This is a genomic window from Sorangium sp. So ce204, from assembly GCF_051526795.1.
GTDB lineage: Bacteria > Myxococcota_A > Polyangia > Polyangiales > Polyangiaceae > Sorangium > Sorangium cellulosum_B.
In genome coordinates this window covers 7,384,637-7,410,410 of record NZ_CP150317.1, presented here as the reverse complement: position 1 = coordinate 7,410,410, position 25,774 = coordinate 7,384,637, and the positions used below count along the sequence as shown (strand labels likewise).

Annotated in this window: 16 protein-coding genes; 11 read left to right on the top strand and 5 right to left on the bottom strand. The window is 74.9% G+C overall.

Annotation, left to right across the window (positions count from 1 at the left end; genetic code table 11):
• Positions 1-167 precede the first annotated feature (167 nt).
• A complete protein-coding gene (locus WMF22_RS27655) occupies positions 168-1,349 on the top strand; it encodes a mechanosensitive ion channel family protein (protein ID WP_438031708.1) in 1,182 nt (393 codons plus the stop codon).
• A gap of 303 nt (positions 1,350-1,652) precedes the next feature.
• A complete protein-coding gene (locus WMF22_RS27650; RefSeq protein WP_437292993.1) occupies positions 1,653-2,771 on the top strand; it encodes a CBS domain-containing protein in 1,119 nt (372 codons plus the stop codon).
• Between the two features lie 198 nt (positions 2,772-2,969).
• Here the strand turns inward: WMF22_RS27650 and WMF22_RS27645 are convergent, their stop codons facing one another.
• The 4 genes from WMF22_RS27645 to WMF22_RS27630 all read right to left on the bottom strand — a co-directional run bounded on the left by WMF22_RS27645 (position 2,970) and on the right by WMF22_RS27630 (position 7,639).
• Positions 2,970-3,518, bottom strand: a complete 549-nt coding sequence (locus tag WMF22_RS27645; protein WP_437292992.1) for a hypothetical protein — start codon at positions 3,516-3,518, stop codon at positions 2,970-2,972.
• A 10-nt stretch (positions 3,519-3,528) separates the two neighbouring features.
• Positions 3,529-4,035 (bottom strand): YtxH domain-containing protein, encoded by a 507-nt coding sequence (locus WMF22_RS27640; protein ID WP_437292991.1) that lies wholly within the window; start codon positions 4,033-4,035, stop codon positions 3,529-3,531.
• A gap of 358 nt (positions 4,036-4,393) precedes the next feature.
• On the bottom strand, positions 4,394-4,966 hold the full coding sequence (locus WMF22_RS27635; protein WP_438031707.1) for an OmpA family protein: 573 nt from the start codon (positions 4,964-4,966) through the stop codon (positions 4,394-4,396).
• A gap of 129 nt (positions 4,967-5,095) precedes the next feature.
• Positions 5,096-7,639: a PAS domain S-box protein gene (locus WMF22_RS27630; RefSeq protein ID WP_437292989.1), complete on the bottom strand. Its 2,544-nt coding sequence runs from the start codon at positions 7,637-7,639 to the stop codon at positions 5,096-5,098.
• 280 nt (positions 7,640-7,919) lie between these two features.
• On the opposite strand from WMF22_RS27630, the gene WMF22_RS27625 reads away from it, so the two are divergent.
• Complete coding sequence (locus tag WMF22_RS27625) at positions 7,920-8,426, top strand: hypothetical protein (protein WP_438031706.1); 507 nt, start codon at positions 7,920-7,922, stop codon at positions 8,424-8,426.
• A gap of 16 nt (positions 8,427-8,442) precedes the next feature.
• On the opposite strand, the gene mug is transcribed toward WMF22_RS27625, so the two are convergent.
• Positions 8,443-8,955 (bottom strand): G/U mismatch-specific DNA glycosylase, encoded by a 513-nt coding sequence (mug, locus tag WMF22_RS27620; protein WP_438037290.1) that lies wholly within the window; start codon positions 8,953-8,955, stop codon positions 8,443-8,445.
• 264 nt (positions 8,956-9,219) lie between these two features.
• On the opposite strand from mug, the gene WMF22_RS27615 reads away from it, so the two are divergent.
• From WMF22_RS27615 to WMF22_RS27580, 8 genes are all read left to right on the top strand, one after another.
• Positions 9,220-12,405 carry a hypothetical protein gene (locus WMF22_RS27615; RefSeq protein ID WP_438031705.1) on the top strand — a complete coding sequence of 1,062 codons (3,186 nt, stop codon included), beginning with the start codon at positions 9,220-9,222 and terminating at the stop codon, positions 12,403-12,405.
• Positions 12,406-12,566: 161 nt separating this feature from the next.
• The gene (locus tag WMF22_RS27610; RefSeq protein WP_437292986.1) at positions 12,567-14,009 is read left to right on the top strand and encodes a sigma 54-interacting transcriptional regulator; all 1,443 of its coding nucleotides are present in this window, start codon (positions 12,567-12,569) and stop codon (positions 14,007-14,009) included.
• 127 nt (positions 14,010-14,136) lie between these two features.
• Positions 14,137-17,337, top strand: a complete 3,201-nt coding sequence (locus tag WMF22_RS27605; RefSeq protein ID WP_438031704.1) for a hypothetical protein — start codon at positions 14,137-14,139, stop codon at positions 17,335-17,337.
• Between the two features lie 611 nt (positions 17,338-17,948).
• Complete coding sequence (locus WMF22_RS27600) at positions 17,949-21,470, top strand: hypothetical protein (RefSeq protein ID WP_438031703.1); 3,522 nt, start codon at positions 17,949-17,951, stop codon at positions 21,468-21,470.
• 58 nt (positions 21,471-21,528) lie between these two features.
• Positions 21,529-22,131 (top strand): hypothetical protein, encoded by a 603-nt coding sequence (locus tag WMF22_RS27595; RefSeq protein WP_438031702.1) that lies wholly within the window; start codon positions 21,529-21,531, stop codon positions 22,129-22,131.
• A 139-nt stretch (positions 22,132-22,270) separates the two neighbouring features.
• The gene (locus WMF22_RS27590) at positions 22,271-23,194 is read left to right on the top strand and encodes an MYXO-CTERM sorting domain-containing protein (protein WP_437292982.1); all 924 of its coding nucleotides are present in this window, start codon (positions 22,271-22,273) and stop codon (positions 23,192-23,194) included.
• A gap of 196 nt (positions 23,195-23,390) precedes the next feature.
• On the top strand, positions 23,391-24,860 hold the full coding sequence (locus tag WMF22_RS27585) for an alpha-amylase family glycosyl hydrolase (RefSeq protein ID WP_437292981.1): 1,470 nt from the start codon (positions 23,391-23,393) through the stop codon (positions 24,858-24,860).
• Positions 24,861-24,905: 45 nt separating this feature from the next.
• Entirely contained in the window at positions 24,906-25,754 is an 849-nt protein-coding gene (locus tag WMF22_RS27580) for a glutathione S-transferase family protein (protein WP_437292980.1), read from the top strand.
• Positions 25,755-25,774: the final 20 nt, after the last annotated feature.

Sequence of the window (25,774 nt, the reverse complement as noted above, 5' to 3'; positions counted from 1 at the left end):
CGTGTGCCGTGGGGAACGCCGCACACACGATGGATGAGCCCGGCGCGCCTCGCTTGGTAAGGGCCCTCTCCACCGCTCTCCAGAGCGCGGCGGGGAGGCCCGTGTCCCCGGGGCTCCAGGCCACGGAGGCGCGCGCGGCGCTGGTGCGCTGGTGAAGGAGTGGACGCATGCAGAGCTCGAACTTTGAATCGCTCGGCGCCCGGCTGGGGATCCCGGGGGATGGAGTGTGGCCGTGGGTGATCGTCGCGGCGAGCGTTCCGGTCGGCTTCGGGCTCGCTCGGATCGCCGCGGGCGTCTTCCGGCGCGCCGGTTCGGTCGTCGCCCGGCGGACCGCGACGCCGTGGGACGAAAAGACACTCGACGCGGCAATCGGCCCCGTGACCCTTTGTCTCGGGGTCGTCCTGACAGCGGGGCTCGCCAAGCTCACGCGGCTCGGCCAGGGCCTCGTGACCGATCTGCGCTCGCTGCTCTCGGCGCTGTTCATCGGCGGGGTGGCGTGGCTCCTTCTGCGCATCGTGGGGATCCTCACCGAGGTGCTGGACGCGCGCGCCTTGCGTCACCTCGAGGAGGGGAGCGAGTCGTCCCGCGGGCTCCGCACCCAGGCGCGCGTTCTCGGGCGGGTCGCGCGGGTGCTCATCGTGATCGTGGCGAGCGCGCTCGTGCTCCTGAACTTCGAGGCGGTGAGGAACGTCGGCGTCTCGTTGCTGGCGTCGGCTGGCATCGCGGGCGTCGTGCTCGGCCTCGCGGCGCAGAAGCCGGTCGGCGCGATCCTGTCGGGCCTCCACATCCTGTTCACCCGCCCCATCGACCTCGGCGACAAGGTCGTTGTGGACGGTGAGTTCGGGACGATCGAGGAGATCCGGCTGACCCACGTGGTCGTGAAGATCTGGGACGAGCGGCGGCTCATCGTCCCGACGGCGAGGCTCCTGGACCAGTCGTTTCAGAACTGGACGAAGCACGGGGCGGCGAAGCTGGGCACCGTCGAGATCTACGTGGATTACCGGACCCCGGTGGACGCCCTGCGGCGGCATTTCGAGTCGCTCCTCCCGAGCAGCGCGCTCTGGGACGAGCGCGTGAAGGCCGTTCAGGTCACGAAGGTGACGGAGCGCACGATCGAGGTGCGTCTCCTCGTCTCGGCGCGCGATCCTGGGCAGCTGTTCGATCTGCGGTGCTGGCTTCGCGAGCAGATGCTCCGCTGGGTCCAGGAGCAGGAGGGCGGCGCGTACCTGCCGCAGGAGCGTTTGACCCGGAGCGCCTCTCTCTCGGAAGCGGCAGAGGGTCGTGGTCCGGCCTCGGGCCGCGCGCGCCGGGCTGGAGCGGGCGACAGGCTGCCCGATGTGGCGCCGTGACGGTGTGCGCCCACCATGTAGCGGAACGCCACACCGCGGCATTCAGGCGACGTGTGATGAGCCCGGCATTCGCTGCGTCCCCCGAAATGGCTCCGCGCGCCGCTCCCTCGCAGGTGAGGCGCAGGAAATCGGCATGTGATTTGCAGTAAAATCAGAAAGATCTGGGACAAATGCCCGTCCGCCGAGCCGTTGTCGAGCGCGCGACGAGGTGTTCGCCACGCCCCGGGGGAGGGGGCAGTGGCACGTCGGAACTGCGCCTCTCGCCATGTGCAGGTGCCTTCGGGAACCCAGGAGCAACACACCATGAAGTCGGTCATCAGGATCACGCGGCTCGGCGGTGTTGATGTGTTTGTGCATGCGGCGTTCGGCCTGCTGCTCCCGATCGGGGCGCTCCAGTGGGGAGCGCGGCACGGCTGGAGCGGCGCGCTCTTCGGCTGCGCGCTGGGCGCGGCGCTGCTCGGGTGCGTGGGGCTCCAGGCGCTCGTGCAGGGGATCGTGGCCAGGCAGCTGGGGCTGAGGCTGCGGGAGATCCAGCTCTCGCCGCTCGGCCCGATCGTCAGCCGCTCGCGTCCTGCTGTGGGACGGGCGCAGGGCGGCGCGCTCGGCCTTGCGGCGAACGTGGCCCTCGCGGCGCTCTTCGCGCTGGCCGTCGAGGCCGAGCGCGGGGTGGGCGAGCTCGGGTGGATCTCGGCCCTTCAGGCCGCCGAGGCGCCCTCGCGCGAGGCCGCGATCGTGTGGATCGCCAGCGCGAACCTTGGGATCGCCCTGCTCGGCCTGCTGCCGGCGTTGCCGCTCGCGGGGGGGCGCGCGCTGCGCGAGGCGCTCTCGCCGCTCACCGGCGCCTGGCTCGCGACGTCGATGACGGCGGCGCTCGGGCAAGCGGCGGCGGCGGTGCTGTTCTTTATGGGCCTGTTCGGCGGCCAGCTCGTCGTGGCCGCGCTGTCGGCGCTCCTCTTCGTGGAGGCGCGGCGGGAGTGGAGCGCGGCGCAGGCGGTGATGGCGCCCGTGGCGCCGCCCGAAGAGCCTCCGAGCGAGGGCAGGGCGGTCCAGCTGTGGCCTGGCGAGCTCGTGGGCGACGCCGCGCGGCGGATCCTCGCGAGCCAGGAGCCGGACTTCCCGGTCGTCTACGAGGACCGCGTGATCGGGGTCGTGACGCGCACGGACGTCATGTGCGCGCTGGCCGCCGGCCAGGAGGGGTCGTTCATCGCGTGGATCATGCGCTGCGACGTGCCCCGGGTGGAGGCGGACGTGTCGCTCGACGAGGTGGGGCGGCAGATGATCGAGAAGAACACGCCGGTGGTCGCCGTCTTCGACGGAGAGAGCTACCTCGGGCTCGTCAAGCACTCGGACATCGCGGGCGCGCTCACGCGCGGGGGCCGGCTCGGCAGGATTCACCTGGCTCTTCAGGTCGGCTCGGCATAAGCGTTAACCAAGCTTCCCGCCGCGTCCTCCCACAGCCGAACGTTCACGTAAACGTTCACGTTGGTGACCGATGGGGGCTCGGCGGGATTCCCGCCCTCCGGGATCGGGAGCGAGCGTGGTTCCGGACTCAACGACGCTCGAGCAAAGCGCCCCGCCAACCCGGAGAGGGGGCGGGGCGCTTGTCGGCAACCGCGAAGCTCAATCGCCTCGAACGAAATTGAGCTTGAAGGAGACCACGAGCACGAGCGCGTCCTGACTGATGCGGCGCTTGCCCCAGGCGACCCCGATGTGCAGCCCCTCGATCGGATCGAGGTTGGAGGGGAGCCCCACGGTGTGCGTCAGCGTCTTCGTGAAGTTCCACTCAGGCCGCTTGTTCGCGAGCGCCGCGTTGACCGCCTTCATGACGGTGTGATCGAGGATCGAGGGGATCCCCCGGATGTCCGCCTCCTCGAGCTCGACGTTGAACGCCAGGACACTCCCCTTGTTCCTCTCGATGATCTCGGGGCAAATCAGCACCTTGAGCTCATCGAGCCGGATGGTGGGGTTGACGCCCGCGATGGACCACTGGAGCTCCGCCGGGCAGGTGACCCGCAAGCCCAGGTCGTCGGCCAGGGCAATCTCGGTCGCCTTGCCCAGGTACAGCCAGCGATCGGTCGACTCGTCGTCGTCCAGGTGGATCTTCACCGGGAGGAACTCGCCCAGGATCTGCGCGAGATCCTCCCGCGTGATGATGGCTTCGAGCCACACGGCCAGCGCCTCAGCTCAGGTGATGGCCGCTCTCGCCGCCGTGGGACAGCCCAGCTCCCTCGATGCCGTAATGCGAGTTCGCGGAGCCCGCGTCGGACGGCGCGACCGCGCCCTTCACCGCGTCGACCGCGCTGCCGACCTTGTCCTGGACCTTGCGCTCGGCCTGCTCGACCCCGCGGGTCGCCTGGCGCTTCAGGCCGTCGAGGCGGGTCAGGAGCTCGCGGCGCAGCGCCTCGCCCGACGTCGGCGAGAGCAGCAGGGCCACGCCCGCGCCCACCGCGAGGCCGGCGCCGAAGAGGCCGAGCGCCGTGAGCGGGCTCCGCTTGCGCGAGAGCCCGACCCAGCCGAGCACGTCGTCGAAGCCGAGCGCCCCGACCGTGGCGGCGACGCCGGCGACCGCCTTCGCGACGTCGAACGCCGTCGTCTTCGCCGCCGTCGCGGCGACGCCCGCGCCGGTAGCCGCCGACTCAACCACACCCTTCGCAGTCCCCACCGCGCTGTTCATTCGGTTCGTCATGGCTCTTGTCTCCTCGTGACGGACACGACATCCGCCGGTTCGTGTCAGGAAACCATTGCAGGGCCCGGACCAACCGAGAGCTTGCGCCCCGAGCGCCTGTCCCCGGGGCCGCGGAGCGCCGCCGTGGCGCTCGCGTGACGAAACGCCACAGCTGTCGTGACGCGCCTCGGGCGCAACACGCGCCGTGAGACGGGCGCCGGTGAACCAAGGGCCGCGGCGCGCGGCGCCGTCGCCAACGGAAGAGATGGAATTGGAGGAGGAGAGCCGCCCTGCCGAGAGGGAGAGAGCCAGCTGCAGCGCCGCTCCGGCAGGGCTCCGAGCCGCGTCCGCCGAGCGGGCGAGCGGGCGAGCGCGCGCGTCACCGGGGGGCATGGGCGACGCCGATCAGCGCGACGTCGACCCTGCGATCATAGCCATAGGAGTACATCGGTTGAGCTCCGACCGCCCCTGCGGCGCCCGTCGCGCGCGTCGTGATGCGATCCGCAGGGATGCCCTCCCTCACGAGGATCTCCTTCACCCGCGCGGCGCGGCGGAGCGAGAGCTCCTGGTTGTACGCCGGGGTGCCGCGCGGATCGGCGCGGCCGACGAGCTCTATCCTCGCGCCCTTCAGGCTCGATGAGCGCAGGCAGTCGACGAGCGCCCGGAGCTCCACGTGCTCCTGCGGGAGCGGCTCGGAGGAGTCGAAGGCGAAGCTCGTCTTGGGAAGGCGGCAGACATCGGCGATGTCGGCCCCGAGGGTGAGGCCGATGAAGCGATCTTCGCCTTCCCTGAGATCGGGCCATTCGACCTTGTAGACTCCATCCGGGCCCGGGCTCGGCAACCTCGGCTCGGGCCGAGCCTGCTGCGGGGGTGGCGCCGCGGCGCACGCGGTGAACAGCGAGAGCGCAAGCGCGCCCAGGCAGAGCCTGGGCAGGTTGGACATCGACAGCATGGGAACCCTCCTTTCGAGGTCGGCCGCGACAAGCCGCCTTGTGTTTGGAGGAGGTCGTTCAAGCTCCGTGCCTGTCCGGCGATCGAGGCGTGTCGCCGCGCGCCACGCCCCGCGCTCGAGGCGGGCTCATCAGGGGGATGAAGGCTCCCTGGCCTCGATCTTGGGCCAGGTGAACCGGAAGGTGGCGCCGGCGCCGACGGCGGACTCGACCCAGGCGCGCCCGCCCTTGCTCTGGACGATCTTCTGCACGACCGACAGGCCGATGCCGGTGCCCTCGACCTTGTCGCGCGCCTTCAGCGTCTGAAAGATGCCCCAGATGCGGTCGTGGTACTCGGGCGCGATGCCCGCCCCGTTGTCGGAGACCGAGAACTCCCAGAACGGCCCGGCGTCGCGCGCGCTGATCCGGACCTCCGGATCGGCGCCCCCGGCGTGCTTCAGCGCGTTGCCGATCAGGTTCAGGAACGTTTGCTGGAGCGGCGCGCGCTCGGTGACGAGGACGGGCATGTCGGGGGCGATCTCCACGAGCGTCTCCGGCGGGGGCGCGAGCAGCTCGATGACCTCCCGGAGGAGCTTGCCGACGTCGATCGCCTCGGGCTTCTCGCGGGCGCGGCCCGCCCGCGAGTAGCTCAGGATCCCGTCGATGAGGTTCTCGAGCCGGTGGACGCGCCCGCGCAGCAGATCGAGCTGCTTGCGGCTCTCCGCCGTCATCTTGTCGTTCAGGTCCTCCTCGATCCACTGCGAGAGGTTGGCGATGCCCCTGAGCGGCGCCTTGAGGTCGTGGCTCGTGACGTACGCGAACTGATCGAGCTCCTTGTTGCTGCGCTCCAGCGCCTGGACGAGCCGCTGCCGCTCCTCCTCGGCGCGCTTCTGATCGTCGATGTCCGTGTACGTGCCGAACCAGCGGACGATGCGGCCCGATCCGTCGCGCGCGGCGACCGCCCGGCCGATGAACCAGCGGTACACGCCGTCCGCGCGCCGGAGGCGGCACTGGCTCTCGTACGGCTCGCCCGTGCGGAGCGCCTCCCGGAAGGCCTCGATCGCGCGCTCGTGCTCGTCGGGGTGGATGATCCGGCTCCAGCCCTCGCCGCCGGTGTCCTCCGCGGTGAGCCCCGTGTAGTCGTACCAGCGCCGGTTGAAGTACTCGTGATGACCGTCCGGGCGGTTCGTCCACACGAGCTGCGGCATCGTCTCGGCGAGCAGCCGGAACTGCGCCTCGCTGTGCTTCAGCTCCTCCGCGAGCGTCTCGACCTCCTTGCGCACGGTGACCTCGCGCTCGAAGAGGAGGGCGTTGTCGACGCTGAGGGCGGCGCGCCGGGCGAGCTCCTCGGCGAACTGCACGTCGACCTTCGTGTAGTGCCGGCCCGACTCGGCGTGCGCGAGCGTGATCGCGCCGAGGACGCGGCCGCGCGCCGCCAGCGGCACGACAAGGTACGACCGGAGGCCGAGCTCGCGCGCCATCCGGAGGTGCTCCTCGTCCCGCGCGTTCTCGACGAGCAGGGAGTCCGAGAAATCGGAGGCCCACTCGGCCTCGCCCGTCCGGAGCACCTTCGGCACACCGCGGCTCGCCGCGGGATCGACAGGATAGCTCTGCTCGATCTGGCGGATGAGCTCCGCCTTCTGCGGGTCGGTGTGCAGGACGGCGACGCGCTGGATCGCGCCGTCCTGGCCCTGGATGTCCACGGCGCACCAGTCGGCGAGCAGCGGAACGACGAGCCGGGCGAGCTGCCCGAGCGTCTCGCGGAAGTCGAGCGAGGACGAGAGGATCTCGCCCGCGCCGGCGAGGAGGCTGACGTTGGCCTCGGCGCGCTTGCGCTCGCTGATGTCGAGCACGTAGGTGAGGTTGCGCCGCTGCGTCTCGATGCGGGCGGACCCGACGAGGACAGCGACGCGCTTGCCGTCCTTGCGGATGTACTCCTTCTCGAACTGCCTCGTGACGCCGTGGAGGCTCAGCTCGTTGACCGCGTCGTGGTGGACGTGCTCGTACTCCGGCGGGGAGAGCTCCTGCCAGCTGAGCCGCCCCGCCTTGAGGTCCTCGCGGGTGTAGCCGATCATCGAGAGGAAACAGTCGTTCGCCTCGATGACGCGCCCCTCGTAGTCGCTGAAGAGCAGGCCCATCATGCTGGTGTCCATGATGCGCCGGAACACCTCGTCGCTCGCCTGGCGCTCCAGCTGGCGGAGCGCGGCCTCCTGCCGCTTGATCTGCTCGGCCCTCCGGTGCAGCTCGACGAAGACCGCCACCTTGGCGCGGAGGATGTCGGGATTGAACGGCTTGACGACATAATCGACCGCGCCCTCGCGGTAGCCGCGATACCGTCGGTCCTCGTCCTCCGGCAGCCCCGAGATGAAGATGATCGGCGTGTGCCTCGCCCGATCGAGCCCCCTCACGCGGGCGGCCGTCTCGAAGCCGTCGATTCCGCGCATCTTCACGTCCATGAGGATCAGCGCGAACTCCTCGCGGTTGAGGTGCTCCAGCGCCTCCTCGCCGGATTGCGCGGTGACGAGCCGCTGGCGCAGAGGATCGAGCACGGCCTCGAGGGCGAGGAGGTTCGCGCGGTGATCGTCGACGAGCAGGATGCTCGCCACCGGCTCGGACGGAGCGGACGGGAGGGGAGCGCCCGGCTGGACCGAGGACCTCACCTGAAGCGGGCTCAGCCCTGGCTTTCGGTCGGGCATGACGAAGACGGTTAACGGCGCCCGGACCTTCTGGCAAGCGAAAGCGGCGCTCGCGCGGCGAGGGCCATTCTCCTGCTCCAAGCAGGTATCTCCGGCTCGCCGCGGCACCTCCAGCGCGCAGCGACGAGGCCGCGCGGGATCGGGCTCCGCGCGCCACGCTGTGGCGATCCGTCACGCGCGCCGAACGGAGCGGACCGTCGTGGATGCGGCGCCGCGACGCCGCGGCCGGCAGCGCATGGCTGGCATGGGGCCTGCTGGACGTGCCGCAGAGGGAGCTCGTATGCGATTCGGACTCAAGCTGGCTTCATTCGTTGGAGCGCTCGTGGGCGCGCTGCTGCCGTCGCCGGCGGCGGCGGCCGACGGAGCGGGGCTCTTCGCGCTCCCGCCGAGCCGGCTCGACGCGGCGGACGGCGCGGGGATGCCGACCTCCGAGCCGCCTGCGATGTCCGGAGGGACGTTCGTCGAGCTGATGGCGCGCGCGGTGATGGCCGTGCTGTCGCCGCCTCCGTCGGAGCTCCGCGTGGCGCCCCTCGTGGGCCGAGGTGGCGGCGGAGGGCTCCGCCTCGTCCTGCCCGTGTGCGAGGACGGCTGTTCGCGCTACGCGTCCCGCGCCGTCTTCCTCGTCGCGCAGAGCGCGCCCGACTCGCCGTTTGCGTGGCTCGCCGCGGTGACCCACCGCGGCGGGCGATCGCCCGAGGGGCCGCCCGGCCTCGCGGCCGTCCGGGAGGAGGCCCGCCGCGCGCGCGCGAAGGTGCCTCAGGAGGAGGCCAGCGCGCTGCCCGAGTAGGCGCCCGCTCACCGCGTCACCGCGTGGCCCGGGTCGACGTGACTGCCTCGTGGAGGGCGCGGAACATCGCAGCGAGCCTGTCCGGCTGGTAGCTGGCGTTGAGCCCGCTGGGGTTCGGAAGCACCCAGAGCCGCGTTGCGCCGAGCGTCTCTGTCTGGGGGCCGGGCACGGCGCGGGGCCTGCCGAACGCGCCTCGATAGGCGCCAATCCCGAGCACGGCGAGGAAGCGAGGGCGGTAGCGTCGCACCGTGGCCTCGAGCCGCCGCCCGCCCGCGGCGAGCTCCTCGGCGGACAGCTCGTCCGCCGATGCTGTCGCGCGCTCGACCACGTTGGTGATCCCGTACCCCAGCTCGAGCAGCTCGCGCTCCTCGGACGGGGAGAGCACGCGATCGGTGAACCCGCCGGCGTGCAGCGCCGGCCAGAACCGGTTGCCGGGGCGGGCGAAGTTGTGCCCGACGGCGGCGGTGTAGAGGCCCGGGTTGATGCCGCAGAAGAGGACGTCGAGGTCCGGGGCGATGACGTCCGGCACCGTCTTGCCGGCGGCGGCGAGGAGCTCGTCGCGGGTGGGTCGTCGGGGGCGGGGAGGGGAGTGCACAGGCTTTCCGGGCGGGCGCAGGGCGCCGCGGCTGCAGCTTACGACGCCGCTGCGCGAAGGCGCGCGGGCGCCGAGGGCGAGGAGCGCGGGCGCCGGGGACGACGGGCGCGGCCGCCGGGGGCGACGGCGTGGGGGGGCGAGGACGTGGATCGGCGCTGGACGGGGGCGCGACAACGGATACCGTCGTGCTTTCCCCGGATGCTGGTGCGCTCGCTCGGTCTGATCTCGGCTCTCCTCGCGGCCGCCTGCGCGCGTGCGCCCGAGCCGAGCCCGGCGAGCGGCGCGGGGGCTCGGGCCGCGCGTGCGCCGGGCGCGACCGGCTCCGCCAGCGCTGCCCCGGCGGGGGCGCGCTATTTCCAGGCGCTCTCCGAGGGCGTGTTCCGGGCAACGCACGACGGACCGGCCGCGGCCGTCGCGGCGCGCGTCGTCATGGAGGGCGCGCGGCTCGAGCTCGGCGGAGACGGGCGCGTCGCCGCGGCGGCGTGGGAGGCCGATCTGTGGGCGTCCGGCGAGCCGGTCGTCGGATCGCTCGCGATCGCGCCCCACCTCGGCGGGGGCTTCCTGCACTGGACCCGGCGCAGGGCGTTCCGCTCGCGCGGCTTCACGGGGCCGCTCGCGGAGGTGGCGCTCGGCGGCGGCGGCGCGGTGCGGGGCGCCCGCAACGGCCTGCGAGGCGTCGTTGTCTTCACGGAGCAGGGGCCGCGGGAGCTCCTGCCGGGCGAGGATCGGGGCCGGGCGCTCGACACGCCGGCCATCCACGATCTGGCCGCGCTGGACGCCGCGCGCGCGGCGCGCCTCGACGTCTTCGGCCGCGCCGCGACGACGGCGGACGGCGGCAGGACGTGGATCGACGCCGGCCAGCGGCTCGGGCTCGCCGTGCGCGCCCTGAGCGTCGCCCCGGACGCGCTCTCGCTCGACACGGCGCTCGGGCGCGTGGCCGTCCTCCCGGACGGCTCGCTCGGCCGGCCCGACGGCGATCCCCGCGCGATCTGGCAGCCGAGCGGGTCGTTCCAGCTGCTCTTCGCGGGCGCCCAGGCCGCCTCGCGCGACGCCCCCGTCCTCGACGATCTCGCGCCGCTCGCGGCGGCCGTCTCCGCGGGCGCGCTCTTGCCCGACGGGACAGCGCTCGCGGTGTTCGACGGCGGCGTCGCGCGGATCGACGTGAGCACGGGCGCGGTGCGCGAGCGGTTCTCCGGCTGGCTCCCGGACGGGCTGGGCTGCGCGCCGGTGCCCGCGAAGGACGGGCCGCTCTTCCTCTGCGCGTGGGACGATTACGACGGCTACGGCAGCTACGTCCTGCGCTCCGAGCGCGGCGAGGCGCCGCGGATGGAGCGCGCCTTCAGCGACGAGGGGTTCTTCGTGGCCGACGATGGCGGCGCGCTCGGCTACGTCGGCGGCTGCGCGGCGTCGCCGCGGGTCGCCAGCGACGAGGAGCGAGATCGCCGCTACGGCGAGGTCGTGATCCACCCGAGGATCTGCGTGCGGCGCGGCCCGGACGACTGGGTCGAGCATGCGGTCGAGCTCGGCGAGTCGCAGGCGCTCGTCGGCTGGGCGCCGCGCCGCGACGGGAGCGCGATCGCGCTGCTGAGGGGCGAGCGCGACGCGCGGCTGCCACCGCCCGCCGGGGCGCCGCGGGGCCGCGACGAGGGGGGCGCGCGGGTCGTGCAGCTCCGCGGGCACCTCCCCGGCTGGTACTGGACGCCGCCCCTGCGCGACGGGACACGGGCGCTCGTCGACAGGCGCTTCCGCGCGCGCGAGGACGGCGGGGTCGACGGGTGGCTGTCGTCGGTCGAGTGGCCCGATCCCGTCGGGCAGGGGAGCCTGGGCGTCACGATCGCGGACGACGGGACGGTCTCGCCGCACGCCCTGCCGCCGGATCCGGCGGGGATGGTGGTGACGGGCGACAACGGCGTGCTCGTCACGGCCGGCGCGGAGCTCTACGAGACGCTCGATCACGGCCGCACGTGGCGCGCCGCAGGGCGCTCGCCGGTGCCCCCGCCGTCGTTCCAGGGCGGGTGCTCCGCGCTCGGCTGTGCGTTGAGCGGCGTGGTGCGGCTCGGCTGGGGCGCGGGCGAGCCGTCGCCGGCCATCGCCGCCGCGCCGGGTCCCGGCTGCGGGGCGGCGGGGGCCGGCCGCGCGGGCGGCGCCGGGGCGGGCGCGGCGGCTTGCGCGGGCGGCGCCGGCCGGATCGACGGGCCGCCGGAGGCGCTGCCGTCGCTCTCCTGTGCGCCGATCGAGCTGCCGGCGCTGCGCCCGCGCGCCGCGCCCGAGGCTGGCTCGGACCGCTGGACCGTGCCGACGCCGTATGGCGAGACGCTCGAGGTCGTCGCCGACGCGCCGGCGCCTGGGCGCGCCGCGCGGCCGGCCGAGGAGGCGCCGCCCGCCGAGGAGGCCGCGCCCGAGGAGGCGCCGCCGAGCGGCGCGGCGCCGGGCAAGGGCGGCGGGGCGCCGGGAAAGGGAGGCCCGAAGGTCGCGGCGGTCCGGACGCACAGCGTGCTCTACCTCCCGCCGTTCGATCTGCGCGGCGAGGCGCTGCGGCTGAACGCGACCGAGCTCGCGCTGCGCGGCGGGCACGGCGGGAGGCGCGGCGCGTCGATGCCGCTGCTCGCCGCGAGCGGCGAGGTCGGGCTGCTCGTCCTCGCCGAGGGGGGCGAGCTGCTGCTCGGCCCGCAGGGCGCGCTGGCGCTCCCGGCGTTCGAGCCGCGCCGAGGTTACGCGGACACCGCGCCGGGGCGGGCCCCGGGTCTCCTGCTCGGCCCTGGCCGCGCGCTCGTGCTCGGCGAGCTCCGGCGCCGCGTGGCCGTCGAGGAGCACACGCCGGAGCCCCGGCGGCCTGCGCGCCTCGTGGCGCTCGACCGCGAGGAGCTCCGGGGCCGGCCGATGACCCTCGCGTGGCGCGACGACGGCGAGGCCGGCGTGCTGGTGCTCGACGGCGCGGCCCTCGAGATCGCGGGCGCGGCGGTGCTGGACCGCATGGGGGGGACCGCGGGCGAGGTGGTCGCGCTCGCGCCCTGGGCGACGTTGACCGCCGCCAGCGACGCGCGCTGCCGCGCCCAGAGCGGCGCGTGGCGCGCGCTCGTGGCGCTCGATCCGGAGCGCGCGCTGCGCCTCGACAGGAGGGCGCTGCCCGCGATCGCGCTCGGGAACCAGGGCCTCGCGCTGGTGCGCTGGGGGCGCGAGCGCGTCTGCCTCGAAGCGCTGCACCTCGCGGCCTCCGACTCGAGGCGGCGCGGTGAGCGCGCGGAGGACGCGGCGCTGATCGCGCGGTGGACGGCCGCGCGGGGGCAGGGGGGCGGCGCCGGCGCAGGACAAGGCGCGCTGCGAGCGCAGGCGACGACGCAGCGCCTCGTGTGCTCCGTGGGCGCGCGGCCCGAGGACGGCTGAGGCGCGGCGTGGATGTGGGTCTGCCGCTCCGAAGACCCCCCGCGAGCACGATCGGCTCGGACGAATGATGCGCCCGGCGGACGGATAGGTTGGTACCATCACCATTTCCAATGCACGGCGACGGGACAGAACGGTCGAAGGACATCGATAGTACAGCGTCAATGCAATTTCGTGCTCCGTTCTCTCGGCAGACCAGCGCCGGGGCGGGGCTCGTGTTGCTCTACGCCGACAACTACGAGCAATTCCGTCCTGCGTACCCCGTGCTCGAGCAAGGCTCGGTCCTCGGCCGCGATCCGACAGCGGATGTGTCCGTGCCGACGCGGAGCGCTTCGCGCCATCATGCCCGGATCGAGCGGCGGGGCGGCGTCTGGCGGCTGACCGACCTCGGCGGCCGCAACGGCACGCTCTGCAACGGCGCGTTCGTCACGGAGGCGCCCATCGCGCACCTCGACCAGGTCCGGGTGGGCGACGCCATCTTCAAGTTCGTCGAGCGCGACGTCGAGAGCTACGCCCGCTACCGCATCGACGGGGCCTACGTCGAGGCGCCGGGCTCGCAGGAGGGGCCGCCGAGCTTCTCGATGGGGCGGATCGTGGGCGGCTACCAGACCCGGACCCTCGCCCGCAGCCTGTACGAGATCGCGCGCAGCGAGCTCTCGGTGCTGATCCGCGGCGAGAGCGGGACGGGAAAGGAGATCTTCGCCCAGCAGCTCCACGACTGGAGCGGCCGGCGCGGCCCGTTCCTGGCCGTCAACTGCGCCGCCATCCCCGCCGCCCTCGTCGAGGGGGAGCTCTTCGGGCACCGGCGCGGCGCGTTCTCGGGCGCCGACCGCGACAGGGCGGGCATCCTCCGCGCGGCCCACGAGGGCACGCTCTTCCTCGACGAGATCGGGGACATGCCGGCGGAAGCCCAGGCGAAGCTCCTCCGGGTGATCCAGTCGAAGGAGTTCACGCCGCTCGGCGGGACGCAGGCCGAGCGGATCGACGTGCGGATCGTCGCCGCCACGCACCGCGATCTCGACAAGCTCCAGCAGACGGGCGCCTTCCGCGCCGATCTGTTCGGTCGCCTGAACGAGCACAGCGTGACCCTGCCCCCCCTCCGCGAGCGCAAGGAAGACATGTTCTTGCTCTGCACCGCGCTCGCGGCGCGCCACGGCCGGTCCGAGATCCGGCCCAGCATGGTCTCCATGACGGCCCTGCTCCACCACGATTTCCCCTACAATGTGCGGGAGCTCGAGGCGCTCCTGAAGCGCTGGGCCGCCGCGGATCGCGGCGCCGAGTTCGGCATCCAGGATCTCAGCGACAGCATCCGCGATCGGATGAAGACGTACGGGGCCCGGGGCGCTGCCCTCGCGAGCCCGCTCGCGGAGGACGCCCGCGCCACGGTCTACCCGCAGTACGACGAGGAGCCCGCGGAGGACGGAGCGTCCGCGCCGGGCGGGCCGCTGCCGCCGAGGACCGCCCCGGAGGAGAGCGTGCTCCGGGATCTCCTGGCGAGGCACCAGGGGAACGTCGCCGCCGTGGCGCGCGTGCTGGGGAGGGATCGCGTGCAGGTGCACCGCTGGATGAGGCGGTACAACCTCAAGCCCGACACGTTTCGCGGGTAGCACGCGCTCGAGGCCGCGCAGAGCGGCTACACTCGCGCCGAACGGGAAGGACACGCGCTGAGCGGCCTGCCCTCGATCGCGCCGAGCACCGCACGGGATGGATCCTGCCCGCCTGAGACTGGATGTCGTGGCTCCTCTCCTCGCCGCGCTCGCGCTCGCGGCGTGCGGCGCGGCCGAGCCGGCGGCCGCGCCGCACGGCGCGCTCGAACCGCCTCCCCGCGCCCCCTCGACCGTCGCGCTCGGCCCGGCCCGGTACGTCGCGCAGCCGTACTTCGGCCTCGTCGAGCGCGTGGTCATCGACGGCCGGGAGGTCGACAGGGCGATCGTCAACGGCCAGCGCGCCGAGCTGCACGGCCTCGATCGGCTCGATCCGCTGGGCGCGGACCGCGTGGTGCTCGCCGGCGGCGCGGCGTTCCCCGCGTGGGCCCGGCCCGGCGGGCGCGCAGCCGGCGTCGCGCGCGTCGCGCCCGCCGCGCGCTACCTGTTCTGGAGCGGCGGCGACATCTACGCCGCCGAGAGCTTCGGCGGGGAGCTCCGCAAGCTCGCGACCCTGCCGGGCGACGTCGCCAGCGCGTTCCCATGGCTCGACGGCATCGGGCTGCTCACGGCGGCCGGGAGCTTCGTCGTCCAGGGCGCGAGCGGCGCGCTGCGGCCGCTCGGCGCGCCGTCCCTCGTCGCGGCCGCGGCGGCCAGCGAGCGCCGCGCGCTCGTCCTGACCGTCTTCGGGCGCGCGCTCCTCACGCTCGACGCGGGCGCTTCGTACCGCGACGTCACGGCGGAGCTCGGCGACGCGATCGCGCTCGACGTCCGCGGCGAGGAGATCGTCGCCTCGCTGGCCTTCGGCCTCGAGCGCGCCGTCGAGCCGAGCGGTCGCCTCGGCGAGCCCCGCGCGCGGCGCGCGCCGCCGGAGGCCGGCGTCGATCCGGGGTGGCTCGGCCGCGCGCCCTTCCAGCAGCTCGCGGAGGCCGTCGCCTCGGGCCTGCCGCTCGCCGACGGCGGGGCCGCGCTCGCCGTGGACGGCCTCATCGGCCGCGTCGACCTCGCCACCGGCCGCGCCTCGTCCGTCGCGCCGCTCCCGCCCGGCAGCGGCGAGTGCGCGCCGTTCCGCGCGGGCGACGCGCTGCTCGCTGTCTGCGCCGGCCCGGAGCGCGCGAGCGTCGTCGACCTCTCCAGCGACGCGCGCGCGCTCCGCGTCGAGCGCTCGTTCGAGCTCCTGCCCGAGCCGGCGCGGGAGACCGATCGCTTCGTCGGCGTCGACGGCGAGGCGCTCGGTTACGTGGGGCCGTGCGAGGGGCGGCCGAGGCCGCGGATCGATCTCCGCGCGCTCTCTCAACAAGGGGCGCTCGGCGGCGACGCGACGCAACAGAGCGCGGTGTTCTGCGTGCGGCGCGGGCCGGGGGACTGGGTCGAGCACCGCCTCGACGCGGCGGACGCGAGCGACGTCCTCGCGTGGATCCCGCGCCGCGGCGGGGGCGCGGTCGCGCTCATCGCGCGCCCCGGCACGTTCCTGCCGGACGGCGAGCGCGTCGAGGTGCGCGGCGCGCTGCGCGTCGTGCGGCTCGCGCGGGGCGAGCCGCCGCTCCTCTGGCCTCCGTACGGTGAAGAGCAGGCGGAGCTGCTCTCGCGCGCGCTCGCCGCGCGCGCGGACGGCGCCATCGAGGGCTGGCTCCCCGTGCACGGCTACGCGGCCGATCCCGCGCCGATCACGATCGACCCCGCCGGCCGGCTGCGCCGCCGCGCCGTGCCGGCGCGCGCGCGCTCGATCGCGGCGTCGGGCCCCTTCGCGCTCGCCGAGACCGAGGACGGCGAGCTCTTCGAGACGATCGATCGAGGGCAGCGGTGGGCGCCCGTCGCGCCGCCGCCGGGCGGCGGGGCCGCGCGCCTCGACGCCTGCTCGGCGGTGGGCTGCAGCCTCGGCACGTTCCTCCGGCTCGGGTGGGCGTCGGCCCCGCGCTCCGGCGGCGGCGGCGGCGCCGGAGGCCGCGCCGCGTCGCCGCCCGGCGCGGCCCTTTCGGAGCCGCCCCTCGCGCGGCCCGCGCCGGATCGCGACAGGGCGGCGCGGCCTCCGGCGCCGCCGCCCCTCGCGCGGCTCGCCTGCAGCTTCGCGGGGCCGCTCGACGCCGCGCGCGTGCCGGAGTCGTCCGGGTTCGGCGCCGTCGCCGCGCCGCCCTCGCGCATGGCGGGCACGCTGCGGCTCGGCACCCTCGGGATGCTGGCGCTGCCGTCGTTCAACGTCGGCCAGCCGGGCAGCGTCGGCCCGTCGGGCGGCGGCGGCCTGCCGGGCTCCTCCTTTGCCGACGCGGAGCTCGCGTGGATCGCGCCGCTCGACCTGCGCGCCGAGATCCACCGCGCCACCGTGCCGCTCGCGAGCGCCGGGCTGCTCCAGCTCGCGTACCGGCCGTACGAGGCGCCGATCGGGCTCGTCATCGATCGCGAGGGGCGCGTCGCCCCGGTCGCGGCCGGCCCGGCGGAGGCGTGCCTCGCCGGCCTGCTGGACGCCGCGCGCGTCACGCGGCCGGTCGGCGGCTGCGCCCCCCAGCCCGCGATCGGCGTCGATCTCGGCGATCGCGCGGTGTTCCTGAGCCCGCGGCACGACGGCCTCGCGGTGAGCTCGGTCGACCTCCGCGGCGCGCGCGGCGAGGCTCCTCTCGCGCGGCCCGCGGGCGGCGGGCCGCCTCCGGCGATCCGGGAGCTCCACGTGCAGCGCACCGCGCGCGCGGCGGCGGCGCAGCGGGCGCGCTTCGCCTTCGGCGCGGGCGCTCGCGCGGGCGCGCCCGTCTTCGTGGCGGTCGCCGGAGACGGCGGCGCGGTGCTCTCGGTGGTCGACCCCGTGCTCGGCACCCTGGGGCCCGAGGAAGCGCTCGCCCCGCTCGGCGCGCTCGGCGCGGGCGGCGACCCCGCCTGCGCGCCGCGCGCCTTCGATGCGCGCGTGGTCCTGTCGTTCGACACGGAGATCGGCCTCGTGCCCGGCGCGCTGCCGGGGATCACCGCGGCCGGGACGGCCGGCGTCGCGGTGATCCGGTGGTCGCGCGAGCGCGCGTGCCTCGACGCCGTCGAGCTCGTCGTGCGCGACGAGCGCTACGAGGGCGGCCTCGGCTTCTACGAGCCGCCCGGCGTCGTGAAGAAGCTCATCGCGCGCTTCGCGGGGCCGACGCCCGCGGCGCCGCTCGGCGCGTACGCGAAGGGAGGGCGCGGCGGGCCGAGCCCCGCGGCGGCGCGGCGGAGCGAGCCGGTCGAGCGCGCCGGGGGAGGCACCCTCGCGCTCGTGCTGCAGGGCCAGGAGATCCGGCAGCCGGTCGAGTGCAAGGCGGTCGTGAGGGGGCCCTGAGCAGTCTCTGCGCTCTCCAGCGTGGCCTCCGCGCCCCTGCTGTGCGGCCCTGGCGCCCCTGCTGCGCAGCCTCGGCGCCCTCCAGCGCGGCCTCCGCGCCCCTGCTGTGCGGCCCTGGCGCCCCTGCTGCGCAGCCTCGGCGCCCTCCAGCGTGGCCTCCGCGCCCCCGCTGCGCGGCCCTGGCGCCCCTGCTGCGCAGCCTCGGCGCCCTCCAGCGTGGCCTCCGCGCCCCTCCTGTGCACCCCCTTGTGTGTCCTGCGTCACGATCACGTGGGTCCAGCGCGGCCCTGGCGCCCCTCCTGCGGCGTCTCAGCGGTCTCCAGCGCGGCCCTGGCGCCCCTCCTGCGCACCCCTCCCCAGAGCGACAAGCGGGTTGAAGCCACGAGAAAAAGCAGGAATTTCACAGGGAGACGGGGAGGCGGGGAGCGAGAGACGGCAAGAGGGAGAAATTCATTTCTTCTTCCTCCCCGCCTCCCCGCCTCCCTGTGAAAATTCTCCGGGTTTCAACGTGAATCGGTGTCCTGGGAGCCATGGAGGATGCTGAAAGCCTTCCTCATCCTCTGAGATCGACACCTCGCTGCCCGCTCCGGTGTGCTTTGGGATCGTCTACAGTGCCCTGCGTGGTCCCCTGGGAGGGCGACGGAGGCGCAGGTCATGGAACGGCAGACCGGACCCGGAACGACGCTCGCCCCGGACCTCATCCGCACCACGACGGCCGCCGGCGTGCTCTGCTGAAGCCGCGGCGATCGCTCCTCCGCCTCGCGACGCTCGCCGCTGCGATCCCGTCCCGCGCAGGCGTCCTCCTCGGGCTCGCCCTCGCCGCTGCCTGCAGCGCAGCCCCGGAGCGCCCTCCGCGGCCTGCGCAGCCTCCGGCCGCGGCGCTCGCCGACCCGCTATCGCTCTCTCCCGCGCGCTACGTCCTCACCGAGGACATCGGCGTCCTCCTCGACGCCGCCGCCGGGGCCGACGAACGCGCGCCCGCGCCCCGCCCGGAGCCCGCGCTCTTCGAAGGGCGCCGCGTTCGCCTCGACGGGGGCGTCGTGCTCGCCGACGCCCCTGCGGCCGAGCTGCTCCGCGGGTTCCGGTCGATCCCGGCGCGCCTCGGGGGCGGGTTCCTCCTGTGGTCCGAGGGCCGCGTCTACCGCGCCGCCGACTTCCTCGGCGAGCTCGCGCCCATCGCCGACGTCGGCGCCCCCGGCGGCGCGCGGCCGTACCTCGACGCGATCCTGCTGCGCAGCGATCGGGGGCTCCTCGAGATCGATCCCTCCACGCTCGCCGTTCGCCGCTTCGGCGCCGCGGGCATCGTCGACGCGGTGGCCGTCGACGCGCGCCGCGCGGCGCGCCTCGACCTGTTCGGCCGCGCCTCGGTCACCCTGGACGGGGGCGCCACCTGGATCGACGTGCTCGAGACGCGCGGGCTCGCCACGTCGCTCCTCGAGGAGCAGGACGGCGGCAGAGCGGTCGCGCTCCTGGCTCCGCTCGGCGGCGCCACGCTCCACGTGAGCGCCGCCGGCCTCGCACCCGCGCTGCCCCCTCCGCCGCGGGCCGGGCCGAGCGCCTCGCTCTCTCTCCCGCCTGCGCGGGACCCCACGCTCGGCGCCTCCTCGGTCCGCGCGCTGGCCCCGGCAGGGCTCGCGCTTGCCGCGGCCACCGGCGCGCTCCTCCCTGGCGGCCGGTTGCTCGTCGCTCGCGACGGCGTCCTCGCCGTGTTCGCGGCGGCGACCGCCCAGCCCCTCGCGGAGGCGGCGATCGAGAGCCTCGACCCGAGTTATGCGCGCTGCCAGCCGTTCCGCTCGGGCGACGACGTCTTGCTCGCGTGCGCGCACGAGGGCGCCCAGGTGCTCCGGCTCGAGACGACGCTCTCCGCGCCGCAGCTGGAGGCCACGTTCCCGCCCCGCGGCCGAGGCCTCGATCCGATCGCGGGCCCGCAGGGCGCGTTCGTCGGCGACGATCGCGGACGCCTCGCCTTCCTCGGCCGGTGCGGCAGCGTCCCCCCTGGGCTCCACGACTTTCCGGAGAGCCCGGGAGGCGCCGGCCCGACGGACGACGAGGCGCCATGGCCCCCGCGCTTCGCGCGGCTTTCGCCGGACGAGCCGCGAGAGGACGCCGCGAGCCGCGAGCCCGCAGAGGAAGGCGTCGCGCGCGTGTGTGTGCGCGTCGGCGGCGGCCGCTGGGTCGAGCGCCGGATCGAGGGCGAGGACGCCGACCGCCTCTACCGCTGGATCGTCGGCGAGCGCGGGACCGTCACCGCGCTCGTGCTGGAGGCGCCGGAGGGGCCGCGGCCGCGGCCGCGGCCGCGGCACTCCGAGGAGGAGGAGGACGAGGAATCTGCCGAGGAAGTGCGCCGGCCCTCCGAGGGCGAAGAGGAGGACGGCGCGCCGCGGAGGTCACCTCCCGGTTCCCCCCCGCGCGCGCGCGAACATCGTCCTGCGGGCCCGCCCGAGGGCGTCCGCGTGGTCCGCGTGCGCGATCGCGACCCGGCGCTCGCGGGCGGCGCCTTCCCGGCGCTCGCGGGCGGCGTCTTCGCGGGGGCCGCCGACGCCTCATCGCCGCCGCGCCTCATCGACACCGATTTCTGGGAGGACGACGACGGCGCCGTGCGCGGCTGGCTGCACCTGCCCGAGGAGGCCTATGGCGTCTCGCCCGCCCGCGAGGCGCTGCCGGAGGCGGGCTCTCTCTCTCGCGCCCGTCGAGCGGAGCGCCTGCTCTCGCGCCGCCGCGGCGGCCGCATCGCCGGCCTGCGCATCGACGCGCGCGGCGGTGTCACCGTCTTTCCCCTCCCGGCCGGCGTCCAGAACGTCGTCGTCGGCGGGCGGTTCGCGCTCGCCGCCACCGGCGACGACCCGCCGGCCTTCTTCGAGTCGACCGACGGCGGCCGCTCGTGGCGCCCGGCCGAGGGCCCGCCCGCCCGCCAGATCGAGCCTCCATTCGACGAGGGGGCCCCCTTCGCCTGCTCCCCGATCGGCTGCGCGATGGGTGAGCACGGCCTCGTCCGCCTCGGCTGGGGCGGCCCTCCGCCCTCGCCGCGCGGCGCGCCGCCGCCCTTCGCTCCCGCGGTGAACCCATTGCTCCGCGCCGCTCCTCCGCCGCTCGTCTCCTGCCGCCTCGACGACGACCCCTCGTCCTTCCCGCCGCCGTCGGCCGCCCCGGCGCCGCCCCCCTCGGGTCGCCGCGCTCCCCGGGGCACGCCCGCGGCAGGGGGCGTGCCCGCCACGGCCCGCCTGGCCGGCGGCGCGCCCCCTGTCGTCTCGCTGTCGACCGCCCCGTCCTCGCCCCTGGGCGCGCTCCGCGACGGCACCTTCACCGCGAGCGTGCTCCTGCCGTTCGCGCGCGCCGGAGCGCCGCGCCGCCTGTCGCTCCGCGACGGCTCGCTCGGCGCCGCGTCCGGCGACATCGTCCCCGTGCTGCTCGCGCCAGGCGCCAGGGCGCCCGCGGATCTGCTGCTTCTATTCGACGCGAGCGGGCCGCACGGGCGGCGCGGCCTCCGCGTGCGCGCGGGCGCCGAGCCCCCGGCGCTCCTGCCGTTCGACAACGCCGGCACGATCGCCGCCGCGGTCGAGCTGCCGGGCGGCGAGCTGCTCGCCCTCGACGCCGGGAGGCGCAGCTTACTCGTCGCCGTGCGGCAGGGCACCTTCCCGGCCTTCGGGCTCGCGCGTGTCCCCGAGCTCGCGGGCGCCCGCCTCACCCTGGGCCGCCGGCTCGACGCCCCTGGCGTCGCCCTCATCGGCTACTCCGTCGCTTCGGGGGAGGTGGTCGCGGGGCCGATCGACGTCGCCCGTGGCCAGGTCGGCCCGATCGAGCCGCTCGGGACCCTCGCGTCGCTCGCGGAGATGGGCGCCGGCGGCTGCGGCGGCGCGCGGCCGTCGCACCGGTTCATCGCCGAGCTGCCCGCCACGCTGCGGGTGGCGTCGAGGAGCGGGGCGCCGCTGTTCGAGGGGGAGGCCCCCGCGTCCGCGCTGCTCTCCGGCGGCCGCGGCGCCCTGTGCGTCGAGGCGATCGAGATCCGCGCCGCGGCCCGGGGCGGGCTGGACCTCGGCGTGGTCTTCGGCCCCGACGGCGCCGCCGCGCTCCGCGACGGCGGGGGCGGCGGCGCCGTGAGACTCCGCTGCGAGCTTCTGCCAAACCGGCCATGACGGGCGGCGAGCATCCGGAGATTCCGCGTCGGCGGGCCTCCCGTGCTAGGGTCCGCCAATGCCCGCCCTTCGATCCTTGGCCCTGCCGATCGCGGTGGCCGCGTCGATGCTCGCGCTGAACGCATGCTCTGAGCGGCCCACCAACTTCCCCGATCGCGACGGTGTCATCGCCGCCCAGGCCGAGTGGTGCGCCGCGCTCGCCAAGCTCCAGCGCGCCGGTTCTTCCTGGGAGCACCTCAACGCGTGCAAGGCCGCCTACCCGACCTCGTCGCCAACGTACCTCCGCGCGATGACGAGCTGCTTCTCGCGCCGCATGGAAGCCGCCGCCGAGAGCTCGCCGGACCGGAGCCAGATCATCCTGGAGTGCAACGACGAGGTGGCCGTCAAGCTCAACCCGGACGAGCCCACGGCGGCGCCGGTCATCGAGTCCCGCTGCGCGCGCATGGCCCGCTGCGAGAGGGTGCCCGTCCCCGCGTGCAAGAGCGCGTTCAGCAAGCTCGAGGCGGCCCAGCGCGCGATGTTCACCACCATCTACAACGCCTCCGGCCGCTACGAGATCATCGACTGCCTCGAGAACGCGAGCTGCACCGACAACGAGGAGGCGGGCCGCCAGGCCTGTTACAAGCCCACCTCCGACGCGCTGCTCTGGTTCCCGGACTGAGCCCCGCGCGCCGGCGGTCGCCGCCTCGTCCACGCTGGCGGTGATCTTCTCGTCCACGCTGCCAGCCCTCTCGTCGTCCGCGCCGGAAGCCCCATCGTCCGCGGCTCGTTTCCACGAAATCCCTGGTAGCGTGCCGCGTATGCGAACCGCCCGATCTCGAACCGGTCCCCTGTCTCAGCTCGGCGCGCGGCGTCCGCGCGCCGAGCGTCCTCACGCCCGCCCCGCCGCGACCCAGCCCGGCGCGGCGCGCCGCCTCTTCCTCGCCGCGCGCGTGGTCGCCGCCGCGCTCGCGCTGATCGGGGCGTGGCTGCCCGCGAGCGCCGCGCACGCGGCGGGCACCGTCACCATCGTCGACCGCTCGCCCAAGGAGGACAGCGGCCGATGGAAGCTGAAGATGACGATGAACTACGGAGGGATGCCGCACCTCGGGCACATCCCGATGCTGTTCTCGTTCACGCCGACGGTGCACTACGAGCGAGCGCTCACCGACAAGTCGCCCGAGACCCCGGTCCTCGTCCGCATCCCGCTCCAGAACCAGCAGTCGATCAACGAGAGCATGGACGTCGGCTTCTCCGACAGCAGCGGCAAGGTCTATGCGATCACCAAGTTCGACTTCGTCCTCCGGCGCGATCGGGGCTTCGAGGCCGGCGAGTACGAGCTCGTGATAAAGCGCGCGAGCGACGGCGTGCAGATGGGGCAGAAGCAGAAGATCACCCTGCAGGGCGAGAACCCCGTCATCGATCGCCGCGCGATCGTCTTCAGCGGCGAGAAGAAAAAGAAGGACGAGAAGACGGACAAGGCCGAGGCCGAGAAGAGCGACGAGCCCGCCAAGGAAGAGGCGCCCGAGGGCGCGCCCGAGGAGGGCGCCGCCGAGGCGGAGGCGCCCGTCGACGACGCGCCGCCGGCCGAGGCGCCGCCGCCGGTGGAGCCCAAGCAGGGCGGCTGCGGCTGCCGGCTCTCGCCCGACGAGGCCGCGACGCCCCTCGCCCTGCCGCTCGTCGCCCTCGGCGCGGCCGCCGCGCTCGCGCGAAGGCGCGGCGAGCGCCGCGCGCGCCGCGCCTGACGGCGCCCGCGCCGCGAGCGCCCGGGATCGAGCGAGGCCGCCTCTGTGCTGGACGTTGCGCGCGTGGCCTCGGCCGGCCGCGCCTGCAGCTCATCGTGATCCCGCTTGCAGGGACCACCCGAGCGCGCAGACAATCCCCGGCCGACGCCCGCTGTCCGCGACTCCCTCGCGGGCCCCGCCGTCCCCAATCCAATCGATGAGCTCCCTAGTCCCTGCCCACCAGCACCCCCTGCTGTACGCGATCTTCGTGCGTGTCTGGCTCCACGAGCTCTCGCGCGCCGCCAAGGCCAGGGTGACGCTCGCCAGCGTGCCCGACGCGGCGCTCGACCGGCTCGCCGCGCTCGGGGTCGACTACGTGCACCTGATGGGCGTCTGGTCGCTCGGCGAGGAGGGCCCGCGCCGCTCGCTCACGGATCCCGACCTGCGCGCCGAGTACGACCGCGTGCTGCCGGACTGGACCGAGGCCGACGTGGCCGGCTCCCCGTTCGCTGTCGCGCGCTACGAGGTGAACCCCGCGTTCGGCGGCGACGCCGGCCTCGCGGATCTGCGCCGGCGCCTCGCGGCGCGGGGCATCGGGGTCATCCTCGACTTCGTGCCCAACCACGTCGCGCGCGATCACCACTGGGTGGCGGAGAAGCCCGAGCTCTTCATCGCCGGCGACGACGGCGCCCCGCTCAGCGGGCGCGATCCCTACATCCCGCCGTGGCCCGACACGGCCCAGCTCGACTACCGCCTCGCGGCGACGCGCGCCGCGTCCGTCGAGGCGCTCCGCGGCGTCGCGTCGCGCTGCGACGGCGTCCGCTGCGACATGGCGATGCTGGTGCTCGACGACGTCTTCCGGCGCACGTGGTCCAAGCGCCCGCCGGCGGAGCGAAAGGCCGAGGCCGCCGGCGAGTTCTGGGCCGAGGCCATCGACGCCGTCCGCCGCGACCACCCGAGCTTCGTCTTCATCGCCGAGGCGTTCTGGGACCTCGAGTGGCGCCTGCAGATGCTCGGGTTCGACTACACGTTCGACAAGAGCCTTTACGATCGGCTGAGCCACGCCTCCGCGTCGTCGGTCCGCGGCCACCTCGCGGCGACGCCCGACTACCAGCGGCGGAGCGTCCGCTTCATCGAGCACCACGACGAGCCGCGCATCGCGGCCGTGCTCCCGCCGGATCGGCGCCGGGCCGCCGAGTTCATCGCGGCGACGGTGCCCGGGATGCGGTTCATCCACCACGGCCAGCTCGAGGGGCGGACGGTGCGCGCCTCGCTGCACCTCGCCCGCGCCCCCGAGGAGCCGGTCGATCAGGCCTGCCTCGCCTTCCACGAGCGGCTGCTCGCGGCCGTGCGCCGCCCCATCCTGCGCACCGGGAGCTTCGCCACGCTCACCGCGCGCGGGCCGGGCGCCGACGCGTTCGTCGCCTACCGGTGGGAGCCGCTCCCGGCCTGCGGCGCGCCCCGGAGCGCGGCGCCCCTCGTGGCCGTGATCAACTTCGCCCCGTCGCGCAGCGGGTGCCGCATCCCGCTCGACATCGCCGGCATCGCCGGCCGCAAGGTCCTGCTCGCCGACCTCATGACCGGCAACGAGCACCCGCGCGACGGCGACGAGCTCGTCGATCTGTCGCGCGGCCTCGGCGTCGAGCTCCCCGCGTACGGCATCCACCTCTTCGAGATCCGGCGCTGAGGCGCGCCTCGCGCCCGCGTCGCCCGGGGCCCTTGGAAATTCTTTATGCCTGATCCTGGCGCGCGCGCGCCCCTCCGCCTCATCACCATTCCCTGGAGCCACTTCTGCGAGAAGGCGCGGTGGGCGCTCGATCGCGCCGGCGCGCGGTACAGGGAGGACGCCTACCTCCCGCTCGCCCACGCGCTCCCTTCGCTGAGGGCCGGCGGGCGCCGCTCCGTCCCGGTGCTCGTCTCGCCGGCGGGCGTGCTCGGCGACTCGACCGACATCCTGCGCTACGCCGACACGCTCGTGCCGCCGGAGCGCGCGCTCTTCTTCCAGCTCCAGGGTGCCCGCGAGCCCGACGCGGCCCGCGCCGAGGTCGAGGCGCTCGAGCAGCGCTTCGACGTCGACCTCGGCCCCGCGATCCGCCGCGTCGCGTACTTTCACCTCCTGCCCGACGCGGAGGGCGCGTTCGCCTTCATGGGCGGATCGTTCCGCTCGCTCGATGGCGCTGGCGCGGCGCCGCCGTGGTGGTTCGGGCGGGGCACCTTCCGCGCTTACTACCCGGTCGCGCGGGCGGTCATGAAGCGCGTCATGCGCATCGACGCCGCCGCCGCCGAGCGCTCGCGAGGCAAGCTCCGCGCGGTCTTCGACGCGGTGAACGAACGCCTGCGCGATGGGCGCCCGTACCTCGTCGGAGACCGCTTTTCGGCCGCGGATCTCACCTTCGCCGCGCTCGCCGCGCCGCTGCTCGCGCCCGAGCACCACCCGTCGCCGCTGCCGCCGCCCTCCGAGCTGCCGTCCGAGCTCCGCGCGCTCGCCGAAGGGCTCCGCGGCGAGCCGGCCGGCGCCTTCGCCCTGCGCATGTACCGCGAGCACCGGCGCGCGAAACCTGAGCGAAGCGCCGGCGGGTGACGCTCGACGCCGCCCGGCCG